Origin of the sequence: Mesorhizobium sp. M1A.F.Ca.ET.072.01.1.1 (assembly GCF_004023325.1) — a bacterium.
Taxonomy (GTDB): domain Bacteria; phylum Pseudomonadota; class Alphaproteobacteria; order Rhizobiales; family Rhizobiaceae; genus Mesorhizobium.
In genome coordinates, this window is sequence record NZ_RZSF01000396.1 from 1 (window position 1) to 5,218 (window position 5,218).

Consider the following 5,218-nt stretch of genomic DNA (forward strand, 5'->3'; position numbering starts at 1 on the left):
ACCGGGCTGGCGGCCGGCCGCCCCGCCGCGCCCTGTCCGGCTTCCTGTGAAGCGACCACCGCGTTGCGGCCGGCCGCCAGCCCGGTTGATCGCCGCACGAACCTGGCCGGCATAGCGTTTGCCGGCCTTCGAGCCGCGCGACCCGATTTTGCCGAGCTTCGGCCTGAACTCGTCATCCTTAATGCGAGCCTCCCAGACATATCAAGCAAAATCAGACACTTACACGTCAAACCCTCTTGGCACCGGCGGCAGCCTCCCGGAAAAACGATGTGCAGACAAAGATTTAACCGCCTCCTGGAGGCGGTACCTTTATCTTGCCTTCCGCGCCCAGCCCCGCCAGACGCGCCCCCGTCCGCCATGGCTAACGCACCGGCTCCTTCGGCTGCGCGCCGTCCTTGCCGAGCGGCACGAAGAGATCGCCGTTTCGCACGCCTGAGTGAACACCGTCATGAATGAAGAACAGCGACCGTCCGAGAGGAGCGATTTGCGCCTTTGGAGCGACAGATTGGCTTTCGAACGCCTCGATGTCGGCCGCCGAAACTCCGGCCGCCTTGAGTTGGTCGAGGTACTCGACGGTCTCTTCTGGCAGCGGTTTGCCACGCTTCAAATGCTCGTCGTAGCGCTCGGGACCGGCATTGTAGGCGCCAAACAGGCCAGGAAATCCGAAGCGGTCATACATGGCACTGAGATAGGCCGTGCCGGCCAGGATATTGTCGCGCGGATCGTGGGGGTTAGGCCCAAGGCCGTGTTCGACCCGCATCTCTTCATAGGTGCCGGGCATCACCTGCATGAGGCCCATGGCGCCAGCGGGGGAGGTGATGGGGCGGCCGCCGCGCATTGTCTTGCCGCCGCTTTCGGCAGCCATGACGGCATAGATCCAGGCTTGGGGAATATGGAAGCGCCGGCTTGCTTCCGATACCAACGTCTGCCACTTTCGCAGCTGCGGACTTTGGGAGATGGCGACCGGCTCAGCGCCGGTCGAGGCGGAACAGGCGCATGGCGCAATGGCGATCATGCCCAACAAGAGGAGGGTCACTCGGTCCATAGTGGTACGAGCCTCCCGATGACATTTTGAGTGGGAACAGGCCCGAAATAGCGGCTGTCGAAGGAGCGGTTTTTGTCGCTGCCGAGCAGGAAAACCTCGTTATCCCCGAGCGCTCGGCAGCCGTTCCACCATGGCAAAGGTCGGCCTTCGGCGTCGATTTTGAGCCGGCGCGCGACGATGTCGCCGCCGATGATGATGGCGTCATTGAAGGCGCAGACATTATCGTCCGGCAGCGCTGCAAGACGTTTTGCCAGCGGCACATTGCGAGGCAGATAGCTGCGCTCGGCGGCGAGATACGCCGCGTATTCAGGCGGGCGCACGAGCACGAGATCGCCACGCGCCAGCGCTCCCGCAGCGATGCGGTAAAGGCCGATCGGCGCGCTGGCCGAGGCGTTCCAGACCAGCCAAGGGGCGGGCTTTCCCAGCGCCGTGAAGCCCAAAAGACCGAGACCGGCCGCGGCCAAGGCGACCGTCTTACGGGCTCGAACACGCCTCAGGCGGCTGCCGATCAGATGGATGGAAGGGCGCCGCCTCATGAACGGCCTCCCGTGCCGCCCTGGCCGGAACCGGCCTTGCCATCGCCGGCGATGGAGTGCTGCGGGTGTCCTTTCGACCAATGGTCGAGTTCGTCGATGTGATAGCGGACATAGCGGCCGTGCTTGCGGAATTTCGGGCCGCCGCCCTTGAGCCGCATCTTTTCGAGCGTGCGCTGGGAGAGCCCGATATAGAAGGCGGCTTGGGCTGTGCTGAGAAACGGGCTGCCCTTTTTCGCGCGGGCCGCGCGTTCGTTTTCGTCGTCCATGATGATCCTCGTTTCGCTTCGGACAAGCGAGGGCGAGGATGGGCGAGGGAGATCGTCTCGGGGACGGGCGAAGAGTCGGGGGAGAGTTTTCGCCGCCCTTTAGGGCGGACGGGGTTTGGGTGGAACTCCTGGGAATGAGCCCCGCGCCGGGGCTGCGGCGCGAGGCTCTTATCTCGGCCGGTCAGTCGGCCGGGTTCCAGATGATGGCGTAGGTGTCGTGATCGTCCTGGCCGGCGGCTCGGCCGAGATTGGCGTAGAGCTTGCGCGGTCCGAACTCCGGCGCTGCAATCGACAGGCTCACATAATCCTTGCCGGAAGTCTCGCCGGTGCGGATCCAGCCAGCGCCGACTTCGACCCCTTGCGTAAGCACCCGGAAGTCGGGATGGTTATCGGCGCTCTTGGCCTGGTTGGGGACGATATCGATGTCGGCGCGGACGCTGAGCGTCTTGAACTGGCCCTTGTAGGCGCCGTTTTCCTGCTTGTTGACGTAACCGATCGCGGTCATTTCGAAGTCTCCTTTTGTGGTTTCGCCGGGGACCATCCCCTGCGATGGCGCACCGTAATGGGCGCGTCAGGACCGCCTGAATCCGACAGGGCCGCAGCGACAGTGAAGGACCCGAGCGGGCAGCTTTTTTGTGAGCGAAGCGGCGCGAGGAAGCCGCCGCAGGCGGCGGGGAAAAAAGCTGATGGCGCGAGGGTTTCGGGCGGCCGGACCCGCCCATAGGTCGACAAGCCAGCCGCAGGGATGGTCCTTGGAGAGAGCATGGAGACCGCTCGCCAAGTGCGGTCTGTCAGCCAAGCAGGACGCCGGGATGAAACGGCCTGCAAAGATGCTGCGCCCTTATGCCGGATCGAGATCGTGCCAGCGGGTCGGGCGCCAGAGCAGACATCCGGCATGGTGCGATCTATGAAAGCAGGGCTCGCCAGCGGGAATTTGATACGCGAGGGGGCCAAAGTAAGGCTGGATGAGAAGCCGGTGCTACCTGCAGGTCCAGTGTCATGTGGCGGCGCTCGGGAAACCGCTACGCAATGTAACGCGCTCTTATGAGGCGAACAGACCGGCCCCAAAACCGATCGACCGGTGGTCGGCGCGAAACGCGTCATGCCTGTCCGAAAGCTGACAGTGGCAGAAGACGCATGTCGGGTTCCGCACAATTGACCATGCTGGATTTGTGAGGTTTTCAGGGAGAGCCATGCGTTCACTTCCCAGTGAGCTTTGGCACGGCATTTGCTCTTGATGTGGCAACACGGATCGAAGGTTGACTGCATGCACAAGCGCGAGATGAGCAATGCTCTCCTTTCCTGGAGGCTTGGCAGCAGATTCGATTTGACGTTGCGAGGAGCTTCAGCCGCTCGCGGCGGAAGTGATCTCAAATCTGAAGGCACCGTTGGGGCCGCAGCCATCAAACACATCTTTCTCTTTTTCGCAGCTCGTCTTCAACGCGATGCGGACTTCTTCGCGTCGACGGCGGCCGAAGGTGGAGAAGGGGCTCGACTTGCAAAAAGGAGTTGTCAATGACGTCTTACGTTCGCACCAACAGCCCGGCGCAGGTGCGCTCACTGTCCACCTTTGGCAAGCATCTGCAAAGGAGCGTGCTGACGGCGACGCTGCTTGCCGCGGCTTCGACGGGAAGTGAAGCGCAGCCCTATGTTCGTGCTGACGGCAGCACGACTGACGACTTGGAAGCGGCGCGAGCAAGTTGGCGTCATGACGCCGAATTCAATGGAAATGTGGGGCTCGCAGCCATCAACGCGGATGCCGCGTATGCGTTGGGTTCCACCGGGGAGGGGGCCAGAGCTCCTCGCCTGCCCTCGTCCGTCTTGACGAGTGCCCGCTTACAGCCTACCTCACTATCGCGTTAGCACTCGTCCATCGCGAGTGCTAACAAAAACCCCTCAACAGCGCACCAGGGAAAAATCCGAAAATGGCAAAGTCGAAGTTCCGCCCGCTGCATGACCGCGTGGTCGTTCGCCGGGTCGAATCCGAATCCAAGACCGCTGGCGGGATCATCATCCCCGACACGGCAAAGGAAAAGCCGCAGGAAGGCGAGATCATCGCTGTCGGCTTCGGCGCTCGTGACGAAGCTGGCAAGCTGGTCCCGCTGGACGTCAAGGCCGGCGACCGCATCCTGTTCAGCAAGTGGTCGGGCACGGAAGTCAAGCTCAATGGCGAAGACCTTCTGATCATGAAGGAATCCGACATCATGGGCATCATCGGCTCATATCAGGCCCTTTCGTCAACTGAATTCCCGGGCTCGATTGAAGCCCCTGCCAGGAGCTAAAAATGGCTGCCAAAGACGTAAAATTCTCCCGCGATGCCCGCGAGCGCATGCTGCGCGGTGTCAACATCCTCGCTGACGCGGTGAAGGTCACGCTCGGCCCCAAGGGCCGCAACGTGGTCATCGACAAGTCGTTCGGCGCCCCGCGCATCACCAAGGACGGCGTCACCGTCGCCAAGGAAATCGAGCTTGAGGACAAGTTCGAAAACATGGGCGCGCAGATGGTCCGCGAAGTTGCTTCGAAGACCAACGACATCGCTGGCGACGGCACCACGACCGCGACCGTTCTGGCGCAGTCGATCGTCCAGGAAGGCCACAAGGCCGTTGCCGCCGGCATGAACCCGATGGACCTGAAGCGCGGCATCGACCTCGCGGTAACCGACGTCGTTGCGACCCTGATCAAGAACGCCAAGAAGATCAAGACCTCCGAAGAGGTTGCCCAGGTCGGCACCATCGCCGGCAACGGCGATGCTTCGGTCGGCAAGATGATCGCCGAAGCGATGCAGAAGGTCGGCAACGAAGGCGTCATCACGGTTGAGGAAGCCAAGACCGCCGAGACCGAACTCGAAGTCGTCGAAGGCATGCAGTTCGACCGCGGCTACCTCTCGCCCTACTTCGTCACCAACGCCGACAAGATGGTTGCCGAGCTCGAGGACGTCTACATCCTCCTGCACGAGAAGAAGCTGTCCAACCTCCAGGCCATGCTGCCGGTTCTCGAAGCCGTCGTGCAGACCTCGAAGCCGCTGCTCATCATCTCGGAAGACGTCGAAGGCGAGGCTCTGGCCACGCTGGTCGTCAACAAGCTGCGTGGCGGCCTGAAGATCGCCGCCGTCAAGGCGCCGGGCTTCGGTGATCGCCGCAAGGCCATGCTGGAAGACATCGCCATCCTCACCGGTGGCCAGGTCATCTCGGAAGACCTCGGCATCAAGCTCGAGAACGTCGGCCTCAACATGCTCGGCCGCGCCAAGAAGGTGTCGATCTCCAAGGAGAACACCACCATCGTCGACGGCGCCGGCAAGAAGGCCGAGATCCAGGGCCGCGTTGCCCAGATCAAGCAGCAGATCGAAGAGACCACTTCGGACTACGACAAGG

6 protein-coding genes and 1 pseudogene are annotated in these 5,218 nt (G+C 62.4%); 3 read left to right on the forward strand and 4 right to left on the reverse strand.

The features are described 5' to 3' along the window. Positions 1 to 361: 361 nt before the first annotated feature. The 4 genes from EOA32_RS32635 to EOA32_RS32650 form a co-directional block, all read right to left on the reverse strand. Positions 362 to 1,045 carry a lytic transglycosylase domain-containing protein gene (locus tag EOA32_RS32635; RefSeq protein ID WP_024505647.1) on the reverse strand — a complete coding sequence of 228 codons (684 nt, stop codon included), beginning with the start codon at positions 1,043 to 1,045 and terminating at the stop codon, positions 362 to 364. Then, a complete protein-coding gene (locus tag EOA32_RS32640) occupies positions 1,033 to 1,581 on the reverse strand; it encodes a S26 family signal peptidase (RefSeq protein ID WP_024505646.1) in 549 nt (182 codons plus the stop codon). The genes EOA32_RS32635 and EOA32_RS32640 overlap by 13 nt, the downstream gene beginning before the upstream one ends. Beyond that, positions 1,578 to 1,847 carry a helix-turn-helix domain-containing protein gene (locus tag EOA32_RS32645; RefSeq protein ID WP_024505645.1) on the reverse strand — a complete coding sequence of 90 codons (270 nt, stop codon included), beginning with the start codon at positions 1,845 to 1,847 and terminating at the stop codon, positions 1,578 to 1,580. The genes EOA32_RS32640 and EOA32_RS32645 overlap by 4 nt, the downstream gene beginning before the upstream one ends. A 181-nt stretch (positions 1,848 to 2,028) precedes the next feature. After that, positions 2,029 to 2,352, reverse strand: coding sequence for a DUF736 domain-containing protein (locus tag EOA32_RS32650; RefSeq protein WP_024505644.1), 324 nt, complete (start codon positions 2,350 to 2,352; stop codon positions 2,029 to 2,031). A 1,010-nt stretch (positions 2,353 to 3,362) separates the two neighbouring features. On the opposite strand from EOA32_RS32650, the gene EOA32_RS32655 reads away from it, so the two are divergent. The 3 genes and pseudogenes from EOA32_RS32655 to groL all read left to right on the forward strand — a co-directional run. Continuing rightward, the gene (locus EOA32_RS32655; protein WP_063169239.1) at positions 3,363 to 3,710 is read left to right on the forward strand and encodes a hypothetical protein; all 348 of its coding nucleotides are present in this window, start codon (positions 3,363 to 3,365) and stop codon (positions 3,708 to 3,710) included. A 62-nt stretch (positions 3,711 to 3,772) separates the two neighbouring features. Then, a pseudogene (groES, locus tag EOA32_RS32660) lies at positions 3,773 to 4,066 on the forward strand (co-chaperone GroES); the annotation flags it as partial. 65 nt (positions 4,067 to 4,131) lie between these two features. After that, on the forward strand, positions 4,132 to 5,218 hold a 1,087-nt coding region (gene groL / locus EOA32_RS32665), incomplete at its 3' end, for a chaperonin GroEL (RefSeq protein ID WP_128373928.1).